General features: G+C 37.4%; 16 protein-coding genes. 12 read left to right on the forward strand and 4 right to left on the reverse strand.

Annotated elements, in window-relative coordinates:
- The first annotated feature begins 155 nt into the window (after positions 1-155).
- Positions 156-3,224, forward strand: coding sequence for an efflux RND transporter permease subunit (locus BK585_RS05395; RefSeq protein WP_078552425.1), 3,069 nt, complete (start codon positions 156-158; stop codon positions 3,222-3,224).
- Positions 3,225-3,710: 486 nt separating this feature from the next.
- On the opposite strand, the gene BK585_RS05400 is transcribed toward BK585_RS05395, so the two are convergent.
- On the reverse strand, positions 3,711-4,151 hold the full coding sequence (locus BK585_RS05400; protein ID WP_078552427.1) for a Dps family protein: 441 nt from the start codon (positions 4,149-4,151) through the stop codon (positions 3,711-3,713).
- 94 nt (positions 4,152-4,245) lie between these two features.
- Positions 4,246-4,920 carry a B3/B4 domain-containing protein gene (locus tag BK585_RS05405; RefSeq protein WP_078552430.1) on the reverse strand — a complete coding sequence of 225 codons (675 nt, stop codon included), beginning with the start codon at positions 4,918-4,920 and terminating at the stop codon, positions 4,246-4,248.
- A gap of 79 nt (positions 4,921-4,999) precedes the next feature.
- On the opposite strand from BK585_RS05405, the gene queG reads away from it, so the two are divergent.
- The 6 genes from queG to BK585_RS05435 all read left to right on the forward strand — a co-directional run bounded on the left by queG (position 5,000) and on the right by BK585_RS05435 (position 10,060).
- Positions 5,000-6,133, forward strand: a complete 1,134-nt coding sequence (queG, locus tag BK585_RS05410; protein WP_078552432.1) for a tRNA epoxyqueuosine(34) reductase QueG — start codon at positions 5,000-5,002, stop codon at positions 6,131-6,133.
- Positions 6,134-6,209: 76 nt separating this feature from the next.
- On the forward strand, positions 6,210-6,740 hold the full coding sequence (locus BK585_RS05415) for a methylated-DNA--[protein]-cysteine S-methyltransferase (protein WP_078552434.1): 531 nt from the start codon (positions 6,210-6,212) through the stop codon (positions 6,738-6,740).
- Between the two features lie 330 nt (positions 6,741-7,070).
- Entirely contained in the window at positions 7,071-7,967 is an 897-nt protein-coding gene (locus tag BK585_RS05420) for an amidase domain-containing protein (protein ID WP_078552435.1), read from the forward strand.
- Positions 7,968-8,129: 162 nt separating this feature from the next.
- Positions 8,130-8,603, forward strand: a complete 474-nt coding sequence (gene trmL, locus BK585_RS05425; protein WP_078552437.1) for a tRNA (uridine(34)/cytosine(34)/5-carboxymethylaminomethyluridine(34)-2'-O)-methyltransferase TrmL — start codon at positions 8,130-8,132, stop codon at positions 8,601-8,603.
- Positions 8,604-8,908: 305 nt separating this feature from the next.
- Complete coding sequence (locus BK585_RS05430; RefSeq protein ID WP_078552439.1) at positions 8,909-9,214, forward strand: antibiotic biosynthesis monooxygenase family protein; 306 nt, start codon at positions 8,909-8,911, stop codon at positions 9,212-9,214.
- Between the two features lie 288 nt (positions 9,215-9,502).
- Positions 9,503-10,060 (forward strand): DUF5366 family protein, encoded by a 558-nt coding sequence (locus BK585_RS05435; protein ID WP_078552441.1) that lies wholly within the window; start codon positions 9,503-9,505, stop codon positions 10,058-10,060.
- 388 nt (positions 10,061-10,448) lie between these two features.
- Here BK585_RS05435 and BK585_RS05440 read toward each other — a convergent pair whose 3' ends face one another.
- Positions 10,449-12,308 carry a transglycosylase domain-containing protein gene (locus BK585_RS05440; RefSeq protein ID WP_245805787.1) on the reverse strand — a complete coding sequence of 620 codons (1,860 nt, stop codon included), beginning with the start codon at positions 12,306-12,308 and terminating at the stop codon, positions 10,449-10,451.
- Positions 12,309-12,515: 207 nt separating this feature from the next.
- Here BK585_RS05440 and BK585_RS05445 point away from each other — a divergent pair, with 207 nt between their 5' ends.
- From BK585_RS05445 to BK585_RS05455, 3 genes are all read left to right on the forward strand, one after another.
- Positions 12,516-14,411: a PrkA family serine protein kinase gene (locus tag BK585_RS05445; protein ID WP_078552444.1), complete on the forward strand. Its 1,896-nt coding sequence runs from the start codon at positions 12,516-12,518 to the stop codon at positions 14,409-14,411.
- A 641-nt stretch (positions 14,412-15,052) separates the two neighbouring features.
- Positions 15,053-15,721 (forward strand): ABC transporter ATP-binding protein, encoded by a 669-nt coding sequence (locus BK585_RS05450; protein WP_078552446.1) that lies wholly within the window; start codon positions 15,053-15,055, stop codon positions 15,719-15,721.
- 12 nt (positions 15,722-15,733) lie between these two features.
- Complete coding sequence (locus tag BK585_RS05455; RefSeq protein ID WP_078552448.1) at positions 15,734-18,280, forward strand: ABC transporter permease; 2,547 nt, start codon at positions 15,734-15,736, stop codon at positions 18,278-18,280.
- A 107-nt stretch (positions 18,281-18,387) separates the two neighbouring features.
- Here the strand turns inward: BK585_RS05455 and BK585_RS05460 are convergent, their stop codons facing one another.
- Entirely contained in the window at positions 18,388-19,089 is a 702-nt protein-coding gene (locus tag BK585_RS05460; protein WP_078552450.1) for an Ig-like domain-containing domain, read from the reverse strand.
- 468 nt (positions 19,090-19,557) lie between these two features.
- On the opposite strand from BK585_RS05460, the gene yhbH reads away from it, so the two are divergent.
- Positions 19,558-20,727 (forward strand): sporulation protein YhbH, encoded by a 1,170-nt coding sequence (gene yhbH, locus BK585_RS05465; RefSeq protein WP_078552452.1) that lies wholly within the window; start codon positions 19,558-19,560, stop codon positions 20,725-20,727.
- A 344-nt stretch (positions 20,728-21,071) separates the two neighbouring features.
- The gene (locus BK585_RS24400; protein WP_078552454.1) at positions 21,072-24,923 is read left to right on the forward strand and encodes a choice-of-anchor I family protein; all 3,852 of its coding nucleotides are present in this window, start codon (positions 21,072-21,074) and stop codon (positions 24,921-24,923) included.
- Positions 24,924-25,065: the final 142 nt, after the last annotated feature.

Here is a 25,065-nt window from a genome sequence, read left to right on the forward strand (position 1 = left end):
TATTTCTTTACAAATACTAGATATAATTGGAAAAGGTTGGATGAGGCTCTATCCGTCTCAAGGATGAGATGAGATTCGTACTGTAATACGATTAACATAATCTAACAGTTAGATATAATGAGTGTGAAATTACTAGAAGCGGAGGAATTGGAAAAATGTCAATATTGAAATTCTTATTAAAGCGAAAATTACTGGTTGGATTGGTCGTTGTCCTCATTTTTATCATTGGATTGTATGCCACGACTCAATTGGACCAAGAGTTAATGCCTCCAGTCACGTTTGATGGAGCAGTGGTCGAAGTAGATGCCGGTGATATGGCAACATTAGATGTTGAAGAAAGAGTTACGAAACCAATTGAGCAAGTGTTACAAAATATTGATGGTGTTACATCGGTACAATCGATATCCAGTATTGGAAATAGTTCAATGACAATTGAGATGGAGGAAGGAAGAGGAGATGAAGTATTTAAGGATGTCGAAAGCTCTGTTAAAGGCTTAGAGTCTCAGCTTCCTGGAGTGAAAAGCATCATGGCTTTTCAATACTCGATGAGTGGCGGTTATGAGTTTTTCATGGATATCTCAAATGGAAGTCAAGAAGAGATGTCCGCATTTGCTCGCGATGTGGTTGAGAGTCGTCTAGAAGCATTACCTGAAGTTCGTGATGTTGATTTAGTTGGATTAGAGGAAAAAGAAGTCATTATCAAACTAAAAGAAGATAAATTAACCGAATATGCCATCGACCCTGCACAAATCATTGGTGCCATGCAGCAAGCCAATATGGATGTGTCGGTGGGGCAATTATCTGGTGAAGACCAAAACCCAACGATTCGTTGGAACACGTCGTTTGAAACTGTTGAAGACATTAAGAACGTTACAATTCCGACAATGGAAGGAATTAAGAAAATCTCAGATATTGCGACAGTTACAGAACAGACAAGCGAGCTTTCATCAGGGGTTTGGAAAAATGGGAGTCAGGATTTTATTTTAGTTCAAATCGGTCGAGTGTCTACCTATACGCAAGTCGATATGGCAAAAGCAGTAAGAGCCGAAGTTGAAAAGATTAGAGAAGAAGGGTTAGTATCTGGCTTTGAATTTGAGGAAATTGTGACGCAAGCAGACTATGTGTCGGACTCAATTGAAGGTGTCTCTCAAAACGTATTAATTGGTGGAGTGTTAGCCATCCTTGTCCTCTTACTTTTTTTACGTAATCTTCGAGCGACCGTAATCATTGGTTTATCTATTCCGCTATCGATTTTATTAACATTTACCGGTATGTGGTATTTTGAATATAGCTTTAACATGCTAAGCCTAATTGCCCTTGGGTTAGGGATAGGGATGATGGTTGATGCATCAATTGTTATTTTAGAATCGATATATCGCAAGAAAGAACAGGGCTATGAGAATTTAGAGTCTGTGTTACAAGGAGTAAAAGAAGTAGCAACAGCAGTATTTGCGTCGATGCTTACTACAATTGTTGTGTTCTTACCGATTGGAATTCTTGGTGGAGAAGCCGGGAAATTCATGATTATATTATCTGTCGTTGTGTGTGTGACGCTAATTAGTTCTGTCATCGTATCATTTACACTTATCCCGACACTATCTGAAAACTTCTTAAAGTTAAGTGCTAAAGCGAAAAACCGTAAAGAAGGAAAAGTGAGTAAAGGCTATGGTGGACTTGTTAGCTGGATAGGAAAGAAGAAACGAAATCGTTATAGTGTTATTTTGAGTTTTCTCGTCATTTTTATCGTCAGTGTCGCGGTGTTAGCTCCAAAAGTTCCAATGACGTTAATGCCAGATGTGTTAAATCGCTATGCAGAGGTTGGGATTATGCTTGAAAGTGGAGTGACGCCAGCCCAAAGACAAGAAATTGCGATTGAGGTTAATGAGCGATTAGAAACGGTACCTGATGTCACAAATAATTTTGTACTTGATATGGTTGGTACTATGTATGTGATCATTAATATGGCACCTGAAGAGGAAGCAACCATTGACCAAAAAGAAGTAAATGAAAAAATCTTAGCGACGTTACTTGAGTTAGAGGAAACGCATCCTGTTGATAGTGTGAATACAGCAATGAATATGGGGGGCGGTAGTCCAATTCAAATTCAAGTTGCCGGTGACGATTTAGAACAACTGTCTCTTCTTTCAGAAGAGGTAAGTCAAGAATTAGCCTCTATTGATGGAATTATCGGGGTGAAAAATCCTGCTGAAAAACAAATTACAGAGCAGCAAATTGTATTAAAAGAAAAAGCGATTAAAGATGCTAATCTAACACCAACACAGTTATATGGTGTAATGGAATCGTATTTTACAAACGTTCCTGTAGGACAGATGGTTTCTGAAAACACCGTACCGATAGTTGTAACAAATGATATTGATATCACAAAAAAATCAGATTTCCTTGAGCGAAAAGTAATGACTCCTTCAGGAGAGGAGGAGAAGCTATCAAAGTATGTTGAGTTAAAAGAAGTGCAAGCTCCAACTGAAATTAACCGCAAAGATGGTGACCGCTATGTGACCATTTCAGCAAATATCGAAGGAAGAGATTTAGGAGCAATTAATCGAGATATCCAAAGCATGTTAAATGACTTTGACTCTCCTGCGGGGTATTCGGTCTCAACAGCTGGTGATTTAGAAGCACAGCAAAAAGCTGCGATGGAAATGGTGATGGTATTAGGAATTGCTTTATTCTTAGTGTATGTTGTGATGGCTGTTCAATTTAACAGTTTAAAGCATCCGATTATTGTTATGTCAGTCATTCCATTAACGGTAACAGGTGTGATTTTAGGATTGTTACTTACGCAACGCGAATTAAGTATTATGTCAGGTATGGGTGTTATCATGCTCATTGGTATCGTGTTGAACAATGCTATTCTACTGATAGACCGTACGAACCAATTGCGTAAAGAAGACATGGATGTTGCTTCTGCGGTAGTTGAAGCAGGTAAAAACAGACTACGTCCCATCTTTATGACGACGTTAACGACAGTTGGAGGAATGCTTCCGCTCGCGATTTCAACAGGGGCGGCAAGTAATTACCAAGCTCCACTTGCAACCGTCGTTATCTCCGGTCTTTTGTTTGCGACACTAATTACACTTGTCATCATACCGTCAGTCTATCTGTTGTTTGAAGATATCTCTCGGGGATTAGGAAAGATAAAAGGGTTATTTAAAAGAAAGAAAAAGATTCAAGAAGTGGATTCAGAGGTAGAAATACAACAATAGGATTGGAACGCTTGGGTAGCTCATTAGCTAGTCAAGCGTTTTTCTTTCAACAACGATGCAAGAACTGAGAATAGAAGTCTTCATAGGGTTGATGAAGACCAAAAGGAATCGTGAACCGTTGTAAAGTGGTCTTCATAGGGTTGATGAAGACCAAAAGGAATCGTGACCCGGAGTAAAGTGGTCTTCATAAGGTTGATGAAGACCAAAAGGAATCGTGATCCGGAGTAAAGTGGTCTTCATAAGGTTGATGAAGACCAAAAGGAATCGTGACCCGGAGTAAAGTGGTCTTCATAAGGTTGATGAAGACCAGAAGGAATCGTGACCCGGAGTAAAGTGGTCTTCATAAGGTTGATGAAGACCAAAAGGAATCGTAAACCGGAGTAAAATGGTCCTCATAAGGTTGATGAACACAAAACAAGTAACATGATTAACAAAAATACAAAGAGGAGAGTCAAAAGAAAAAATCCTTTTGACTCTCCCGAAACATTATTTCAAAAATGAGCGGAGCATCCAGTTGTGTTTTTCAAGTGATTGGTGAATCGCTAGGAGCATGTCCGCTGTCGTTTCATCACCTAACGAGTCAGCAGATTCCATTCCTTCTTTTAACTCATCAATTAATATATTAAAATCCTTTACGATGTTAGACACCATATCATCGGCAGATTCATTTGAATTGGCTTCTTGAACAGATGCTGTTTCAAGAAATTCTTTCATTGTGGCGACAGGTGCCCCTTTTAAAGCCAACAGTCGTTCTGCTAACTCATCAATGTGAAGAGCAGCTTCAGTATAAAGCTCTTCAAACTTAGCATGTAACGTAAAGAATTGAGGACCTTTTACGAACCAATGGTAATTGTGGAGCTTAATAAATAACACGCTCCAATTGGCAATTTGTTTGTTTAGAATCGTAGAAACCTTTTCTTGAGACATTCTTCTCATCCTTTCACGAAAATCATTCTACGATATATTTTCCCTAACCTGATAAGATTAAACATACACCGTGGAACATTTTAGGAATGAATGATTAACGAATGATACTTATTTCCGCAGATCCGCCGTGAACATCAGTGAACATTTTGACTATTGATTCAAGCATGGCTTCTGTTTTATCGGGTGTTAAGCTGGCGTTACAATAAACCAAGTGTAGCGCATTTTTTGTTTTCTCTGTTATAATAGTACGCTTAGAGTCAACAACAGGACTACCAAATGGATCAATGGCATCAGCAGAAATAAGCTTATGTTCTGCATCATTATCCCGGCCATTAATCCCAAGATAACTTTCATTTTCTTTTCCAAGCCGAAGCTCTACATCTCCTTCAATCATATCTAAGTCATAGATTCCTAAGGGGATTTGATACTGTATAGAAAAGAAATTGTTTAAGTCAACAGCAGAGTTTATTGGATTAAATAATTGCCCCTTTTTGATCCGGCGCAACAAGGCTTCGGAAGAGGGACGATACCGTGATGTGTCGATGCCGAGTTTTTTGAGAATCGAGCGGGTTTCGCTTATACTTGGAATATCGCCAATGTCTTGGTTTTCCAATGAGATTTGTAATTCTTCTTGGTAAAAACGCAAACGACCTTTTAACATTTGTGGCGAGTCGCTCACGGTAATATTTTGATATGTAATGACACCTAATTGAAACTGTGGGACAACCTCTTTAATGGTTTTAGCGATAGTAACTGATAATTTTTGCATAATTCGCACCTCATTTTATAGATAAGTAAGCCTAGTTTACCATATAAAATATTAATTTTTATAGGAAAGGGGGAGGACAATGTCATATGCCCAATTAAAAGCGGAAGTTCTTGCATATAGTAAAAGTGTCGGAATAGATAAAGTGAAATTTACCAGTGCGGACCCATTTACAACATTAAAGGAACGGTTAATTACACAACAACAATTAGGCTATCAATCGGGATTCGAGGAACCAGATATAGAAAAAAGGGTATCTCCAGTCAAAGTTTTGCCCGAAGCCAAATCTATAATTGCGATTGCCCTAGCGTATCCATCAAAAATGAAAAATGCTCCCAAAAGTACAAAAGACGAACGCCGAGGTATTTTTTGTCGAGCATCATGGGGAACAGATTATCATGTCATTTTAAAAGAAAAATTAGCTAAAATTGAGCAGTTTATTTCAGAACGTGTCCCTGATGCGAGATTTAAGTCGATGGTAGACACGGGAGAGTTATCAGACCGAGCGGTAGCTGAAAGAGCGGGTATTGGCTGGAGTGGAAAGAACTGTGCAATCATTACGCCAGAATTTGGGAGCTATGTGTATTTGGGGGAAATGATTACTACGATTCCTTTCCCTCCAGATGAACCGATTACTGAGCAATGTGGCAATTGTACGAAATGTATCGATGCATGTCCAACAGGGGCCCTTGTTCAGGGAGGTCAATTAAATTCAGGAGCATGTATTGCCTATCTGACTCAAACAAAAGGTTTTTTACCTGAGCCCTATCGAAAAAAGTTAGGGAACCGCTTATATGGCTGTGATACGTGTCAACAGGTTTGCCCAGAAAATAAAGGCAAGGATTATCATCGACATGGCGACATGGAGCCTGATCCTGAAATCGCAAAACCAAAGCTTATCCCACTTCTCACAATAAATAATAGGGAATTTAAAGAGAAGTTTGGGCATATATCTGGTTCGTGGAGAGGCAAAAAACCGATTCAACGAAATGCGATTATCGCTTTAGCACACTATAAGGATAAGAATGCACTTCCCGTTTTAGCTACACTCATTGAAAAAGACCCACGCCCTGTCATTCGAGGAACGGCAGCTTGGGCCATTGGTAAAATAGGAGGAGCATCAGAGCTAGAGTTACTTTGCAAAGCTAAAGAGAAAGAAACAGACCTGGAAGTAGTGGCCGAATTAGAAAAAGCGATAAACTTTTTAAAAGAATAGGCTTATTGATACTTGGCAAGCAGGAAACCTATTCAGTATGATAAATATAAGACTTGAGTTGGAAGGAAGGGATATTATGTCGACTCAGTCAAATCTATTCTATGATGAAATCGATAGTATACTTGGACCAATTACATTATTAGCAACAAGCCAAGGACTATGCAATCTTCATTTTGGGATGGTTGAAAACAGTTTACCTACGTTAAAGGCATGGTTAAAAAAGCATGGAATCAAAGGGGAATTACAACGAGATTGCGACCAGTTAAGGCCTATCGTTGAGCAACTACACGAATATTTTTCAGGACAAAGGGCTTCGTTTACAATCCCACTGGACTTATTCGGTACTCCATTTCAAAAGTGCGTCTGGAATGCGTTAACAGAGATAGGGTATGGTGAAACCCGAACGTATAAGGAAATCGCACAAGAAATAGGAGCTCCAAAAGCAGTTCGTGCGGTAGGAGGAGCAAACAATCAAAATCCAATTCCGATTATCATCCCGTGCCACAGGGTAATTGGAAGCAATGGAGCCATGGTTGGTTATGGCGGAGGATTAAAAAAGAAAGAAACCTTACTTCAAATCGAAGGTGTCATCGAAAAAATCTCGTAATGTGATGTAAAACTCAGCCTAGCTGAGTTTTTTGTTTTGGCTCGAGGTAATTTTTGTCGTAAAGGACACACGATGCGCTATTTTCGTAAAAAGACTGTTATTTCAAGTGTATCGGACACAGGAGCCCTTATTTTCCTGAAAAGAGGGGGATGTAGCCTGTTTTTTTCAAAAAAAGGCTCTGGTGTCCGTTACATTAAACATTTCTTAAAAATCCATAGAATAAGGAACCTCATGTCCGTTGGGGAACGTATCCGCTTTCTTTATTCATGTTTTGGACGGTTTGTTCATATATCTTAAATAATGTCATCCGTAGTCATAAAGGGGGTCTTTATGGAAAGGTATAGTGAACAAATCGAGAGGTTAGCGGAAAAGAGAAATCATTGTTTTATTACTGGTGATGGCGTAGAGGAGGTTTTTGACCGAAGTGAACGTGAATGCTTTGAGCGCAAAAGAGACCAACTTGCTCACAGAAAAGGAGAAATTGTTAAATCGACAGTAGATGGAAGGATCTTAAGACAACAAACAGTTGACCAGACCATTTCCTACGACTATGTTATTCATTATCAGCATTTAATAAAGCTTCCGAAACATTTTTACTTAGAAGAAACAATTGAAAAGAGAAGAGCCGACTTTAAAAATGGAAAGCTAATCAAAGACCGTGCCATTCTCCCTGAACCAGAGAAAATCGAAGAAACATCAATGGACCGGGTTTGGACAAAAGATGTATCGAATGAACGTTTTACGTATAATCGACAAGAGGCCGTTAAATATGCTGAACGCTGGTGGAATGATTACAATCCTAAGTACAAAAAATTCAATGATAATTGTACGAATTATATATCCCAATGTGTTCGAGCGGGCGGGGTACCTATGACCGGCTATCCTAATCGTTCAAAGGGGTGGTGGTTCCGTAATGACAATTGGAGCTATAGCTGGTCTGTAGCTCATGCGTTTCGCTGGCAACTAAGTGGAGCAACAACCGGTTTAAGAGGTCAAGAAATGTCTGATGCAACCGCTCTTCGCCCAGGTGATGTTATCTGTTATGATTTCAATGGAGACGGAAGATGGCAGCACACAACAATTGTTGTAGCTAAGGATGAGAACGGTGAACCGTTAGTCAATGCACAATCAACCAATAGCCGGATGAGGTATTGGGCGTATGAAGATTCCACAGCATGGACACCTAAAATACAGTATAAATTTTTCCGTGTATTAGACTCTAATTAGGAGAGGCCGGGGCTAAAGGTGTTTTTTTAGAGGGCACAGAAAAAGTGAGGTTTACCTTTTTCTGTGCCCTCGTTTTTTTACCTTTATATCCCGGCCTTTTTTTCCACTTATCGAATTGTAGTGTATAATAACAAAGATGATAAAAAGAACGAGGTGTACAGAGTGGGATTACATATTGTTTTATATCAACCTGAAATTCCGGCTAATACGGGAAATATCGCAAGAACCTGTGCGGGGACAAATACATCGCTTCATTTAATACGACCTCTAGGCTTTTCAACTGACGATAAAATGCTAAAGCGGGCGGGTTGTGATTACTGGCCAAATGTAAAAATTAATTATTATGATTCGTTGGACGAGCTGTTTCAAACGTTTCCGAGTGGTCAATTTTATTTTATTGAAACAGTAGGTACAAAAAATTATAGTGACTTTGATTACTCAGATGAATCAAAAGATATCTTTTTCGTGTTTGGTAGAGAGACGACTGGATTGCCAATGGATGTGCTAGAAGAGCGGAAAGAAGATTGCTTGCGGATACCACAAACTGATAAAGTCCGTTCTTTAAACCTTTCAAACACCGCTGCAATAGTCATCTATGAGGCCATTCGACAGCAACAATTTAAGGGTTTAATCTAGTTTAAACAAAAAAGCTGACTCGACAGGTAAAAATACCGATTGAGTCAGCTTCTTTTCTCACTTAGTTTTTATGAGATTTTCCTTCGTATCCTGCAGTGAAAATAGAAATTAAAAAGGCTGCACAGACACCTAAAATAAGTAATGTACCCATGAGATTGACCTCCTTACGAAAACATATAAGGCAACATACCTCTTATTATAATGGATAATTTGGGTGTTGTGAATGTATGTGAGTTATGAATTTTTGAAAAAGTACATGTTTGTGTATAATAGGAAATAAATACAAGACAATAGGGGGTATTCAAATGTATGTTGTAATGAATGAGTTACACGTGCCAAAAGAGGCGAAAGCACACCTTTCTGAGAGGTTTGGGAAGAGTGCTGAAAAAATGGGAAGTGTACCCGGATGTATTGAGTTTATGTTTTTAAATAATGAAAAGGAAGACGGTAAACAAATTGTATTCACCAAGTGGGAATCCAAGCAAGACTATGAAAATTGGTTACATAGTGATGCGTTTAAGCGTGCTCATCAGGAAAAACGTGAATCAAAAGAAAAAGGTCCAACAACGAGCAATGAGCTCAATGCGTACGAAGTATTATATCAGTCATAGTTTTAAAGAAAGTGTGTTCATAACGTGGTTATTGCCCTATTGAACACACTTTTTATAAAGAGGGCACTGAAAAAGTTCGGTTTTTACCTTTTACAGTGCCCTCGAAGCAAAGTGCGTAACCGTTGCATTTTTTAAAAGCTTGCTACGAGTGGGTTTCTCGTAGCAGGTGGGCAACGAGTGGAGCCATTGCAACCATAATCAAAGGCATTGAAAAAAGTTGGTTTGTACTTTTTCAAGGGCCTCTTTTATAAAGGCTTTGTCATTTTTCTTATAGGAGTTTTTATTTACATGAATAATACCTACTTAACGAGTCATTTTCCATTATTCTCTATTTTTCTTTTTAGCACATCATTGTCGTTATATACAGAGTCTTACATTATTTCTCAACTAATCTATTTTGGAATTTATGACGGAATGATGGATTTCTTTTCTGAAAATGGGATTAAACTAACATTGGTCTTTTTATTAGTATTATTGTTTTTTATGGTTTTTTCAGCGTTAAAGCTTATTAATGATACAAATATCCAACTTTCTCTTTTGTTTTTTTCCAAGGATGTAGAGGGAAGTGACTTGCAAAAAATCCGCTCGGGCTCATGGATTTTTTTAGTTGCAAGTGGACTTTCTTTATTGTTTACTAATCATATCATAGCGATTGTGGCCTTATTTGTAGGTGCTGTTATCATCTACTTCTTTTACTTACTTTATCGAATCAGTGAATCGTTATCGATAGCTGGGATGATAGGGATGATTTTCTTTCATATCTTGTTTTGGGTTACGTTCACACTTGCTGTTATGTATGCGTTACTCACGTTGTACAACGGTTTCATCGCAAGTTTACCTATATAAAAGCAAGACCTACCAAAAGGGGGACAATCCCGTTCGGTAGGTCCTATTTTTTCAGTGAGGTAAGCGGAAAAGTCGTTCATGGAGCCGATGAAGGCCGCAACGTATGCGAGAAGAGCGAGAAAAGTCGTTCATAAAGCCGATGAAGGCCCTAACGCAAGGGAGAAGAGCGAGAAAAGTCGTTCATAAAGCCGATGAAGGCCGCAACGTATGCGAGAAGAGCGAGAAAAGTCGTTCATGGAGCCGATGAAGGCCCTAACGCAAGGGAGAAGTAGCAGAAAAGTCGTTCATACAATCAATGAAAGCCCTAACGCAAGTGGAACACATAGAAAGAGGTCTTCAGCATTAAGATGAAGACCTCAAAAGTATTATTGTAAATCAATCGTTTTCCTTAGTTCATAATATCTTTCCAGATGAGAAGGTGAGGGCTTTTTGAGTTAATGCTTTCTATGCTTCCCGGTGTGTCTTTTCCTACCCACACGCCCGCAGTGTAGTCATCGGTTAATCCAACAAACCATAAATCGTGAAACTGGTTTGTTGTTCCTGTTTTGCCACCGATATACCCTGTTGTAGAAAGTTGTGCCTTTGTGGCTGTGCCGTCTAAGACTACTTGTTGAAGCAATTCCCTCATTTTTCCGTTTGTGCTTTCTTTCCATACTTGTTTTGGTGATTGAGGCCATTCATATAACACATTGCCCTCTAAGTCGGTCACTCTTTGTATGCCATAAGCTGGTTGAAAAATACCATCATTGGCAAATGTCGTATAGGCATTAGTCAATTCTAACGGAGAAATCCCCACAGTTAATCCACCTAACGCCGAAGGTAAGCGGTAATCCTCAGGTTGCATTCTGCTGAAATTGAATTGCTCTAAATAAGAAAATCCTTTGTTCACTCCTAATTGGTCCAACATACGAACGGCTGGTGTATTTAAAGAGTATTTAAACGCTGTTGTTATCGTGACATTTCCATATTGTTTTCCACCGTAGTTTTTAGGACAATAGTCTCCAAAACAAACATCATTTGAATTCACTTTTGTTTTCAATGGTACATCATTTTGGTCTAAATAAGGAGCATAGACTAGTAAAGGTTTTATCGTCGAACCAGGCTGACGAAACGTTTGAAAACCTCTATGAAAATCAAATTTTCGGTAGTCCTTACCTCCAGTAAGAGCGATCAACTGCTGAGAAGAATGGTCAACTATGGCAGCTGCCCCTTGAACATCCTCAGGCAAATGACGATTAAATGACGAAATAACTTTATTTTGCACAAGTGGATCAAGCGATGTCTCAATGATAATCCCACTTCGGTATAATTCGTCTATTCGATTCTGTAATTGTTCATGAATACTATTTCGTTCCTTCTCAGTTGCTTGAACAACTCTGTCTTGGTAGCCTTCGACTTTTGAGATAAGCTGTTTAAACTCATGATGAATATAAGTCACATAATCTGGATGAGTATCAATTCTTCGTGAAGTAACTAGATTTATCTTTTCGCTTAGAGCTTTTTTGAATTCCTTTTCAGTAATTACGTCTTCTTCTAGCATTTTTTGAAGAATCCATTCCTGTCTTGCTAATGTGTTTTTCTTATTTTTTAATGGGTCATAATGAGTTGGGTTGTTTGGAATGGCTGTTAAAAAAGCTATTTCAGCCAAGGTTAGTTGGTCAATCGGTTTACTAAAGTAAAAGTGGCTTGCCGTTCCAAATCCATATACCCCATTGTGAAAAAAGATTGAGTTAAGATAGAATTCAATAATTTCTTCTTTACTATACATTTCCTCTAATTTAAAGGCATATAGTAGTTCACTAAATTTACGGTCATAGGTTTGTTCATGACCAACATATAGATTACGGACCAATTGTTGAGTAACCGTGCTAGCCCCTTGTTCTATCGAATTGGATTTCATATTAATCATGAAGGCTCTTGCCATTCCTGATGGGTCATAGCCTTTATGTTCAAAAAAACGCCTGTCTTCTGTAGCGATGAACGCATCAATGACTTGAGCTGGGATTTGATGATAGGGTGTATAAATACGGTTTTCATCGTTATAGATTTCAGATACAACAGACTTGTTTCGGTCTAGAATAAAACTATTATTAGACAATGTAATTGCATCAACTTTTACACGTTCATCTATTACAGCTCCAACTGAGCGAATATTAGCAGATTCTTCGGTAACGTGAAATAACACGATAATGAAAAGTAAAAAAAGTATGATAGTTATAAAAAAACCGGTTGCTTTTCTCATAGACATGCACTCATCCCATTAGTTAGTCCTTCTTATCATACCTTACTGCTTGGTTAAAAACTAGATTGAAAGATTGGTAAAACGAGAGGAAAGACAGTATGAAAAAATAAGCTAGTCCATAGTTTAGTCTCAAAAATGTGCGGGCATGTTCAGTGAAATCCGTGCATAGGATGAATTAAACCATCTAAAGGTCCACTTGAGAGGAGGAGCCGCATGGATATATTACATCGGATAAAAGAGTATAGAGATGAAGAGAAAAAACTAACTTGGCGCGGTACCTTTGCCGAATATCTTGAACTTGTAAAGGAAAACCCGCAGATTGCTCAAACGGCACATTCCCGTGTGTACAATATGATAAAAGACGCAGGGGTAGAGGAAGTCGATGGGAAGAAACAATATAGCTTCTTTAGTGATCAAATGTTTGGTGTGGAAGAGTCCCTTGAAAAGCTTGTGGAGGAATATTTTCATTCAGCTGCAAAACGGTTAGATGTAAGGAAACGAATCTTGCTGCTAATGGGGCCGGTCAGTGGTGGTAAATCAACATTAGTTGCGATGCTCAAACGAGGGTTAGAGCAATATTCACGAACAGAAAATGGAGCGGTTTATGCCATTGCGGGTTGTCCAATGCATGAAGACCCGTTACATTTAATTCCTCATCACTTAAGAGATAGCTTTTATGATGAGTACGGGATTAAGATTGAAGGAAACTTATCTCCGCTAAATATGATGAGGCTTGAAAAAGAATATGGTGGACGTATTGAAGATGTAATGGTCGAACGGATTCTCTTTTCAGAAGATAAGCGAGTAGGGATTGGAACATTCAGTCCTTCCGATCCAAAATCACAGGATATTGCCGATTTAACAGGAAGCATTGACTTCTCGACGATTGCTGAATATGGTTCAGAATCAGACCCAAGGGCGTACCGTTTTGATGGAGAGTTAAATAAAGCAAATCGTGGATTGATGGAATTTCAAGAGATGTTGAAGTGTGATGAGAAATTTTTATGGCACTTATTATCACTGACACAGGAAGGGAATTTTAAAGCGGGACGTTTTGCTTTAATCTCAGCTGATGAGTTAATTGTTGCTCATACGAATGAATCAGAGTATAAAGCTTTTATCTCGAACAAGAAGAATGAAGCACTACACTCGAGAATTATTGTGATGAAGGTTCCTTATAACCTTAAGGTATCAGAAGAAGAACGAATTTATCAAAAAATGATAAAACAAAGTGATTTATCGAATGTTCATATCGCACCACACGCCCTGAAAATTGCAGCAATTTTTACAATTTTAACAAGACTAACTCCTCCGAAAAAACAAGGGATCGATTTAGTTAAGAAAATGAAGCTTTACAACGGTGAAATGATTGAAGGTTTTAACGTACAAGATATTGAAGAGTTGAAAAAAGAGTTTCCAGACGAAGGTATGACAGGTATCGACCCTAGGTACGTCATTAATCGAATTTCCTCGGCAATAATTCGTAAGCAATTAACATCAATTAGTGCATTAGATGTTCTTCGTTCTATAAAAGAAGGCTTAAACGAACATGCATCGATTTCTAAAGAGGATAAAGAACGATATATGGACTTTATCTCTGTAGCAAGACGCGAGTATGATGATATTGCCAAGAAAGAAGTTCAAAAAGCATTTGTTTATTCTTATGATGAATCAGCCAAAACGCTAATGGATAATTATTTAGACAACGTTGAAGCTTATTGCAATAAAAATAAGCTAAGGGACCCATTAACGGGTGAGGAAATGTCTCCTGATGAGAAGTTGATGAGGTCAATAGAAGAGCAAATTGGTATTTCAGAAAACGCGAAAAAGGCGTTCCGAGAAGAAATTCTAATTCGAATTTCAGCGTATGCAAGAAAGGGCAAGAAATTCGATTATAATTCTCATGAAAGATTACGTGAGGCAATCCAGAAGAAGTTATTTGCTGACCTTAAGGATATTGTGAAAATTACGACATCCACGAAAACGCCAGATGAAAATCAGTTAAAGAAGGTAAATGAAGTAATTGCCCGATTGATTGATGAGCATGGTTACAATTCAACGTCAGCAAATGAGCTATTACGTTATGTAGGAAGTTTACTAAATCGCTAATGATAACGAGGGGCCATTAAAGAGAAATCTTTGGTGGCTCTTTTTTTCTACGAAAAGATAACATGGGGGCAATATAGTTCTACTATTTAATGAATAAAAACAACTGTTTGTATTCTATTAGAATATTCTTTTTGTATGTAAAAATTGGTTGAAATATATAAAATTTCCCATTATACTAATTTTAGTTTGGCCAATCTAAAATTTGTATTGAGAGGTAAATAAAATAAAAAAGAAAAAAATAAGTTTATTAGTTTTTGTGTTAGCGGTTTTGTAGTATTAATTCCTAACATTGGAGATGCTTACTCAGGATCTTATACATTTAAGCTACAAAGGGAAACATTCGGATAGTTTTCGCATAGTCTATAAAATAAATCAACATCTACTACTGTTGATGCCACAACATATATGTCTGATGGACGAGTCAGTGGGACGATAGACGATTATCAAGTTACAATTTACTCGAGATAATCTATTTAATACTAGATATTCGATAAGCAAAACTCCAGCAAATGGTAGAACAACACAAAAAAATATTGGTATAGTAAAAGCTGGTACTTATCAGGTATCAGTTAAGGCATGGACGAGTTCTGGTAGATACTTTCAGGGTTCGGGAACTATAAATCAGTAGGGTAGTGGTAAAAATGAAAACACTTCTAAGAATAGAAAATGTCACAAAAATGTATCCGGGTGCAAACGCTATTAAGGCGTTGCACCCAACTTCTTTAAATATTACAGAGGGTACAATCCATGTCATTATGGGTAAAAGTGGTTCTGGTAAATCAACGTTACTAAATATATTAAGTGGCATGGATGAACCGACAAAAGGAGTTGTCCACTATTTAAATAGGGATATATATAAGTTAAATGATAAAGACCAATCATTATTACGAGGAAAAGAGTTTGGTTATATATTTCAGTTTTTTCAACTTATTGATGAACTATCTGTGTACGATAATATTTGTCTGCCACTCCTATTTACAAAGCAAGATTTTAATAAGGAGAAGATTAGAAAAGTAGCAACAGAATTAGGTATTAAAGAAAAATTGGAAAATTTCCCGCAAGAATTGTCTGGTGGTGAACAACAACGGGTTGCGATTGCAAGAGCTATTATTAATCAGCCTAAAATTATATTTGCTGATGAACCTACAGCCAACTTAGATAAGACAAATAGTAAACGAGTAACGGAATTATTAATACATATGTGCAAAAAATTCAATGTGACATTGGTATTGGTAACACATGAAGAAAATCTAATATCGAATCCTGACTATATATATGAAATGGAAGATGGTAACCTCAAACTGCGTTAAGGGTGGAAAATTATGGGTATTTGGAAGTTAGCAATTTTAACTTTAGTAAAGAGAAAAAAGATGTTTGTTCTTTTAACAGCTGTTGTATCTTTTTCAATTTTAGCACTGATTACTTTAAGTACAACAATTGAAGGAATAAACCAATCTATACTTGAAAAAACACACATGAAATATGGTGAACATCATGTAATCGTTCATGATATTACTGATAATGATAGAGAGTATATAAGTGCATTAGAAGAAGTACATACTCTTAGCGAGTATGCATTAGTTGGTACAACGAACTTAAATGTTAACAAATTTGATTCTCCTGAAACTTTAGGATGGTTAGATTCTTCTACACTAGATTTAGGAAAAATAAATCTGATTGAAGGAAGGTTGCCAACGCAAAACAATGAAATTGCGATTGAATCATTTTACGCAAATCGTGGACAAGAAAAGAAAAAAGTTGGGTCAAAAATTGATTTAAAAGTCGGAGATACAATAGAAAACTTTGAAGTGGTTGGAATATTATCCGATTATTCAATGAATTGGGTAACACCTCCAAGTGTAGTCAAAGGAATAAATGACTTTCCGAATATAGTTTTATATAGAGACGACATATTTAAATTTGGTGAGCCATCTTACCATCTGATGCTTAAATATAATGGTTCACTAAAAGAAGTAGAAGAAAGCTTTTATTCAATGTTAGGTAGTTTAGATTCTCAAGAGAATGCTGTAAATGAATTTCTATTTAACAGTTTAGCAAAAATAAAAACAACTCAAGTTGTTTCACTGTTTTTACAAATGGTACTATGGGTAACTTCTACAGTTTGTATTTTATTTGTTTTTAACCTCTATTATTTTAATTATCGAAAAAAAATCTCCATTTTTCGGGCCTATGGAGCTTCGAACAGTAAAATAGTAACCATAATTATAGTACAATGTTTCACTATCGTTTTTTTAAGCATATTAATTGCTATACCACTTTGTTATTTTCTAAGAAATGTATTAATGAATTTTGTATTTGGCGAAGCAATTGTCTTTTTTTCTTTATTCAAAGGGAACATTATAAATCTTGTTATTTGGTTGGTTTTAACGTTTATATGTATTTTAGTTGGAGCAATATACTCATTGAGATTAAAGCTCTCAATTGTTGAAAATATGAGCTTTTTAAATCAGCAATCTATAAATTTATTAAAGTTTATAAATAAGGCTAATTTCCCCTTCTGGCTCAATTATTTGTTTATTCAAATAAATAGTTCTGTTAAACAATCAGTATTAATAATTTTCACATTAAGTTTAGGAACTTTTCTTATGTTTTTAGGACAAGTTTTAGCTAAAGAAGCAACGGGTGTTTCTGAAACCAATGTCGATTTTTACATGAATTCACAAACTGGGTATCTCACACATCAGTATCAAGGATTCCCTATCCCTTTTTCACAAGGCCCTATATTTGATAACAGTGCCCTAAAAGAACTCGAACAGCTTCATGGTATTGAATATGTGGATAAGAGACCAATGACTGATGGTGTAAGTCTTTTAGTGACTAATAACCAATTACAGTCAAGTATTTTTTTGAAAAACTGGGTAGATGATTTCATATTTTCTGATTCTGTTGAAAAAAGGTTACCTTCTCGAAATGAACTTGGAATAGCAAATGATTTGCAGGTCATTCCAAATGTGGATTTTATACCATTGAACGACATCGAAATGGAAAAATTAAATGTGCAATATTTTAATGGGGAGTTACATATACACGACTTACAAAACAACCCATCAGCCATTATTTTTTTTCCAATAAATGATGCGATAGAAGAGAAATCACCTGGAATTATAACGGGAGATATAATAAAACTTGGTCAACTTATAAACGTTAATAACTTTGATGAGATTAGTTATAGAGAGTGGGACTTTACAGTTACAAATGTGATTCCGTCACGTTTTTCTCTTGATATCAATGAGAATATAACGAAGGAAAGTAGTAGAATTACAATCGTATTCCACGAGAGCGTCAATAAAGAACTAAGTATTTTCCCTGGATTCTCTGAAGTTATTGTATATATGCATGAAAAAGTTAATCAAAAGGAGCTTCATGATATTGAAATCAAAACAAAAGAAATAGTTTCTCCTATTCCTGGAAGTTTATATCAATCGATTCCGGAGCTTGCAAGTGAAGAAAATAATAATTCAACAGTATTTAAGGTTTTAAGCTCTTTTCTTTTTATATCTACAGTTAGTTTTTCGATAATAAGTATTATCGCTGTTGTCTATGGAAGGTTTTTACTGAAGCAAAGAGAGTGGGGAACTTTAAGAGCATTAGGGATCACAAAAAAGCAACTTAATCTAATGTTTTTTCTTGAAATAACTGTTTATGTAACAATTTCCAATTTGTTAGTTTTGGTTCTAGTGTTAGCTCTTTTTGTAACGCAACCTTTGTATGGTGAAGTAGCGCTTTATTTGAGTTACTTCTTGTATTCAATACTATTGGTTTATTGTGCTGTGATAGCTGCAACAATTATAATCTGTAGACTTATTAATAAAGTCAGTATTTCTTCCTTAATAAGGTCTACGGTTTAAAATGTTAATGAGAATAATCAATACTTTATAAAGTGATACAGGTTTCGTTCATTGCTTAGGGAGTGATACAAAAGGCAAACAACCTTTTGTATCACCCTCTTTTGTATCTAGAATAAAAAAATTGAGCGTAAACGGTAAAGGATTGGCATTGGTTCTGTTTTTGCATCAGCGTCAGATTCAAAGCTTAGGTTAGACACTATTTGTTCCTCTTGTGGGGTGGGAGAATAATCTTGTGATGATGTATCAAATGAGAAGTCTGGCTCTGTTTCAAATTCAGTTTCCGGTTGTAATCCCTCAATGAACTCACCAGAAAATCCAATCAACCAGCCTTGGTTGGACGTGTTAGCAGGTGCCTGAATCCCTTCGTAATTACTTTGGATGGTAAAGCTGAGTTGATAGTTTTTAGCTAGCTTTTCACCACGTGCCGAACGAATATCCTTAATAAATATTTGATACTTCTCTAATGGTTGATAGCCATCTCTAGGAGGCAATATAGTGACATTGTTGTTTCCATCAAAAATAACTAGTGTTTCTACTTTTAAACCCTTTGAATCAACAATATATAAACTCTCATCTGTAATCGAATCCCCGTTAATCCCACTCGTAAATGATATAGTCCACGTTTGGTCTGGAGCAACTAGCTGCTGTGTAAATTGTTGAACATACTTTTCACCTTCAATGGTTGATGAAATTTCAGTTTGTTCACTCTGCACAGAACCAACGGTATAGGTATCTTCAGCATAAATAGTCATACTTGCGAAAAGAGAAAGTAACAAAATTATAAATACATGTAAGAATAATTTATTCATATTCCCATCACCTTGGTTTTGAATTTTATTTTATAAAGTTCATAGTATATGTACCCCGTATGTGGTCATTTGAATCCAAAAATGTTGCTAGTATATATGACGAATTTCCATTCACTTTAGTTTCATTTATGTACAATTTTAATCAAAGATGTTTTTACAATTTACCAAGTCGGACTACGGTTTGTCAAACAAGGAAATGTGATGCGAGAAAACAAGACAATACTTCTATCGATTCGACAAGAGAAAGCCTACATGTCCACGATAAGGTTTGGATTTGTCAGAATTTATTAGCAACTCTCTTGTCTCGTTGCATAGGATAAAGTAAGCCACTTTTTTACACATGAAAAAGGACATGAGTCGTTCATGTCACAACAACAGTATATGAATAATCAATAAAAAATGTGCCTGTTCATTGACTAATAGTACACGATCATTTGAGAGAAAAAGAATGTCAAGGAGGGGATTCGCATGACAAAGAAAAATGATTATAATTATGTTGTTTCTCAGGAGAATTGGTCCCTTCACCGTAAAGGAAAACAGGACCAGCGTAGGCATCAGGAAAAGGTGCAAGATGCCATTAGAAAAAACTTACCTGATTTAGTCAGTGAGGAAAACATTATTATGTCCAATGGCCGAGATGTCATTAAAATACCGATTCGCTCATTAGATGAATATAAGATCCGATACAACTATGATAAAACAAAGCATGTCGGTCAAGGAAAAGGAGATAGCAAAGTCGGCGATGTAGTCGCTAGAGACCCAAATGCTGCAAGGCAACAACAAGGTCCCGGTAAAGGGCAAGGGGCAGGAGATAAAGCAGGTGAGGATTTCTTTGAAGCAGAAGTATCAATCATGGAGCTCCAAGATATGTTGTTCAAAGAGTTAGAGCTTCCTAACTTACAACAAAAAGAACAAGATGAAATTATTGTAGAGGATATTGAATTCAACGACATTCGTAAAAAAGGTCTTATGGGTAATATTGATAAAAGACGAACCATATTAACTGCCATTAAAAGAAATGCATTAGAAGGACGTCCAGGACTAACTCCAATCTATAATGATGATTTACGCTTTAAAACATGGAATGAAAAAGTTCGTCCGGAATCAAAAGCAGTTGTGCTAGCAATGATGGATACAAGTGGTTCCATGGGCCGCTGGGAAAAATATATGACAAGGAGCTTTTTCTTCTGGATGACCCGTTTTCTACGAACGAAATATGAGACCGTGGAAATTGAGTTCATTGCTCACCACACGGAAGCGAAAGTCGTTTCTGAAGAAGATTTTTTTTCCAAGGGAGAAAGTGGCGGAACGATTTGCTCCTCAGCCTATCGCAAAGCACTTGAACTCATTGACCAAAAATATGACCCGAAGCAATATAACATATATCCTTTCCACTTTTCCGATGGTGACAATTTAACATCCGACAATGCAAGATGTCTAAAGCTTGTCAATGAATTAATGGAATTATCGAGTATGTTTGGCTATGGTGAAGTCAATCAATACAGCCGTCACTCCACACTAATGAGTGCTTATAAAAACATTAAAGATGAACGTTTCCGTTATTTTATTCTAAAAGAAAAAGCAGACGTCTATCATGCAATGAAGAGCTTCTTTAAGAAAGAAGAAGCAAAAGTGTAATACCAGGAGGGTGGGGCAAAAGGTGGTTTTTACCTTTTGTCCCACCCTCTAAGCAATGAGCGAAACCGCCACCATCTTTTATAGCAAGTAGTGAGTCTTTTTTCACAAATTGCTGAAGTGAGTGGGTTTCTCAGAACGGGATTTGTGGCGAGTGAAGCCATTGCAGTTGTTTTAGCTAGTTCTGTCATAGCCCCTTTCTGTAAGAGATTTTTTTCTTAACGGAAAGAGGACTTAAAAATATAACAAAAATGTGTGAAAAAATTTACATTATTTTTACAATATTCATACTTCCTAATTAATCCTTTACTACAATAGAGTAGAATTTGAGTCTAGGAGGAAGTAATGTGAGTAAGAAGTGGAAAAAGCGTATATGTTCGGTACTTATCGTATTAATTCTAGTGAATATGGCAACACCTTCGTTGGGGGCAGAACAGTTGCCAGAAATAACGGATGAAGCTAGTGAAGTTGAAGAAACTAATCTAGTAGAATTGGAAGCAAGCTCAACAGAAGATGAAAATAGTGAATGGACAAGCATCCAAGAAGAATCTCTTGTTCAATCAGATGAGACAACTGAAGAAGAGAGTATTACAGAAGAAAGTAATCTGGAAGAAAACAGCACGAACGAAAATACAACTGAGATTCCAGTTGAGGAAGATTCAGCTGTACATACAAAAGACTATTTCGGTACACAAGAATTACAATTGAACTTAATCGGTCGCTATAACAGTCAAGCTGGTTTTGAAAAGAGTGGTGCTGAAATCGTTGTGTTTCATCCAGCCACTAATCAAGCATACATTGCCAATGGAGCCTACAGTGCGATTGATATCGTAGACCTAACGAATCCGTATAACCTTGAGTTACCATTGAAAAAGAGAATTCATGTCCTTGATTTAGATTTAGGAGCTGGTTTTGTTATCGGTGACATTACCTCGATTGCCGTTCATCCACATGGAGACTTTATCGCATTTGCAGTACCTGCTCATCCAAGAACAGACAATGGGCGAGTTGTCATTGCTACTAGCAACGGTGATGTATTGACACATGTTGAAGTTGGAGCACTCCCTGACATGCTTACCTTTACTCCAGATGGAAACACGATCTTAGTCGCAAATGAAGGTGAACCTAACGATAGCTATACGATTGATCCAGAAGGGTCAGTTTCTATAATTGATGTTACCAATGGCCCGAATGTTACGCAAGAAGATGTGATAACAGTCGGATTTGCGAATTTAGCTCCTCATCAAATTGATGAAAATGTGCGTGTATTCGGCCCAAGTGCAACAGTTGCACAGGATTTTGAGCCTGAGTATATCGTTGTATCACCCGATCATCAAACGGCTTATGTCGCTCTTCAAGAAAATAACGCAATTGCCGAGTTAAATCTTCAAACAAAGCAGTTTACTCATGTTCACGGCTTAGGCTTTAAAGACCATTCCCTCTCTGAAAATGGCTTGGATGCGTCTGATAAAGATAATAAAGTAAACATTCAACCTTGGCCTGTCCTTGGGATGTATCAACCAGATGGAATTGCGATGTATCATTCTCAAGGGAATCGCTATATTGTAACTGCAAACGAAGGAGATTCAAGAGACTACTCTGGTTTTTCAGAAGAAAAACGTGCAGGAAGTAATGCAATAAAAAACAATGTAGCTCTTAATGCTGACCATTATGCAGGATATACACAAGAACAATTAGATGAGCTTGTTGCAAATGGTTTGTTTCAAGATAGTCAATTAGGTCGTCTTCGTGTAACCTCAGAGCTTGGGAAAAACGATGCAGGTAAATATGAAGCTCTTTATAGCTTCGGGGCTCGTTCATTTTCGATATGGGATGCAAGCAGTATGGAACTCGTGTTTGATAGTGGCAGCGATTTTGAACATATTGTCCTCGAACATGTTGGGGAGCAACACTTTAATGCCAATCATACAGAAAATACCGGCGAAACAAGAAGTGACGACAAAGGACCTGAACCAGAAGACGTAAAGATCGGTCATATAAACGGTCAAACATATGCGTTTGTTGGCTTAGAGCGTGTAGGTGGGATTATGGTATATAACATTACCAATCCAGCAAATCCTACATTTGTGACGTATTACAATAGTAGAGATTTTACAAAGGCTCCAGCAAACACAGAGGCAGGAGACCTTGGTACAGAAGGCTTAATGTTTATTAGTAAAGAAGATAGTCCAACAGGGAAAAATCTATTGTTAGCAGCAAATGAAGTATCTGGTACACTATCAATTTATGAAATCACGTATCCAGGAGAGACTGTAGAAGAACCGCAACCATTTGAATTAACTGTGATGCATACAAATGATACACATGCTCATCTTCATAATGTAGCCAGACGAATTACGGCTATTAACTCTGTTCGTGCAGATGCGAAAAACTCATTGTTGCTTGATGCAGGAGATGTGTTCTCAGGTACGCTCTTTTTCAATCAATATTTAGGACAAGCTGATTTAGAATTTATGAACATGGCTGGCTATGATGCGATGGTTCCTGGGAATCATGAGTTCGATAAAGGTCCAAAAGTACTGGCTGATTTTATTAAAGGAGCAACTTTCCCATTTGTCAGCTCTAATATCAATTACGAGCAGGAACCGGAATTACGTTCTCTTTTCATTCCAGAAATCGGTAAGCCGGGTGAGGCTGGTAAAATGTACCCTGCGATAATTAAAGAAATTGACGGAGAAAAAGTAGGGATTTTTGGTTTAACAACGGAGGATACAGCGTTTATTTCCAATCCAGGTGACAATATTGTCTTCGAAGATTATATTGAAAAAGCTAGACAAACCGTTGAAATGTTAGAAAACGAGGGCATAAACAAAATCATTGCTTTAACACATTTAGGTTATCGATTTGATATTAGACTAGCAGAAGAAGTGCCTGGCATAGATATTATCGTTGGCGGACATAGTCATACGACAGTAGATGAGCCAGTAGTCATTGAAGACCATGGTGAACCAACTTTAGTCGTCCAAGCTAAGGAATATAGTGAATTTTTAGGTCGTCTTGATGTTCAATTTGACGAGAATGGTGTTCTTCAACATTGGGACGGAAAATTACTTGTTGTTAATGATTATGATGAGGATCCAGTTGCTGCAGCGAGATTAGCTGAGTTAGAAGAACCGATTGAAGAATTAAAACGAACGGTCGTTGGTTACACTCAAGTTCATCTTGACGGTGAACGAGGAAACGTTCGTTCAAAGGAAACAAATCTTGGAAATCTGATTACAGATGGAATGCTTTGGAAAGCACAGCAATCTACGCAAGCGACAATTGCTTTACAAAACTCAGGAGGCATTCGTGCTTCTATTAACCAAGGGAACATTACTTTAGGCGATGTCCTAACGGTTATGCCGTTTGCCAACAATCTCGTAACCTTGGATATGACAGGAGACGAGATTCGCGAAGCGTTAGAAAATAGTGTTAGTAGAATTGATGAAGGCAATGGCCGCTTTTTACAAGTTTCAGGATTACGATTTACGTTTGACCGAACAAAACCTGTGAATGAGCGCGTAGGAACGATTGAAGTGAAAACAGAATCTGGTTATACAGCCATCGACCCAACAGCTCTTTATGTAGTTGCAACAAATGCTTTCTTAGCTGATGGTGGAGACGGGTTCACTGTTATGAAACAAGCAAAAGAAGATGGAAGAATGACAGAATTATTTATACCAGACTATGATGTGTTTACAGAATATCTTGATACTATTGGTGAGGTTGGGGTTGCATATGCAACGGTAGAAGGAAGAATTGTAGAAGAAAACGACAATTCAACTCCTCCAGGTGGGTCAGAACCACCATTAGACAATAATCCGACACCTCCAGGTGGGTCAGAACCACCAGTGGATAATAATCCGACACCTCCAGGTCAAGGTCCAAGCCAACCTGGAAATGGAGATGGAAATACACCAAACCCGCCAGGACAAGGAACGAAGCCAAATCCTCCGGGAGAAGGAAAACCAACACCTCCGGGACAAGTTGTACCGAAGCCTGTGAAAAACCCAGGTAACGGAGACAACGGACCGAAGCTTGGTAACGAGAAAGAAGAAACTGGATCGCCGAAAAAAGGAGCGAAACTACCAGTTACAGCAACAACGGTATATAACTTCATGCTCGTTGGGATGTTGTTATTTATGATGGGAGCTTGCCTGTATGTATCTTTACGAAGAAAAGAGAACATGAATTAATAGAGGGAGAGGGTGTGACAAAAGGTTGTTTTTTAACCTTTTGTCACACCCTCTAAGCAATGAGCGAAACCGCCACTATCTTTTAAAGTCCGTTGTGAGTGAGTTTCTCACAACGGGCTTTGTGGCGAGTGAAGCCAGTGCA

The sequence above is a fragment of the Bacillus alkalicellulosilyticus genome, assembly GCF_002019795.1.
Classification (GTDB): domain Bacteria; phylum Bacillota; class Bacilli; order Bacillales; family Bacillaceae_F; genus Bacillus_AO; species Bacillus_AO alkalicellulosilyticum.